This is a genomic window from Kluyvera georgiana ATCC 51603 (assembly GCF_001654985.1).
In the GTDB taxonomy this organism is placed as follows: Bacteria; Pseudomonadota; Gammaproteobacteria; order Enterobacterales; family Enterobacteriaceae; genus Kluyvera; species Kluyvera georgiana.
In genome coordinates this window covers 1-371 of record NZ_LXEU01000148.1, presented here as the reverse complement: position 1 = coordinate 371, position 371 = coordinate 1, and the positions used below count along the sequence as shown (strand labels likewise).

The following is a 371-nucleotide window of genomic DNA, read 5'->3' as shown; positions in this document are numbered from 1 at the left end:
GACAAATTCTTTACTAAGTGCCAAACTTTAACCGAAAAAGTGGTGCTGATACCCAGAGTCGAACTGGGGACCTCACCCTTACCAAGGGTGCGCTCTACCAACTGAGCCATATCAGCACGCTAAATTTGATGCCTGGCAGTTCCCTACTCTCGCATGGGGAGACCCCACACTACCATCGGCGCTACGGCGTTTCACTTCTGAGTTCGGCATGGGGTCAGGTGGGACCACCGCGCTACAGCCGCCAGGCAAATTCTGTTTATCAACACGCTTTAGCATGTCGATGTAATCTGTAATCAAGCTGAAATCGATGTCTTTCTTTCGCCAAAACATCTTCGGCGTTGTAAGGTTAAGCCTCACGGTTCATTAGTACT

General features: G+C 49.6%; 1 tRNA gene and 1 rRNA gene. Both read right to left on the bottom strand.

The features are described 5' to 3' along the window. Positions 1 to 40: 40 nt before the first annotated feature. Positions 41 to 116: transfer RNA gene (locus M989_RS24070), tRNA-Thr, on the bottom strand. Between the two features lie 14 nt (positions 117 to 130). Further along, positions 131 to 246: ribosomal RNA gene (rrf, locus tag M989_RS24065) — 5S ribosomal RNA — on the bottom strand. Between the last annotated feature and the right edge of the window lie 125 nt (positions 247 to 371).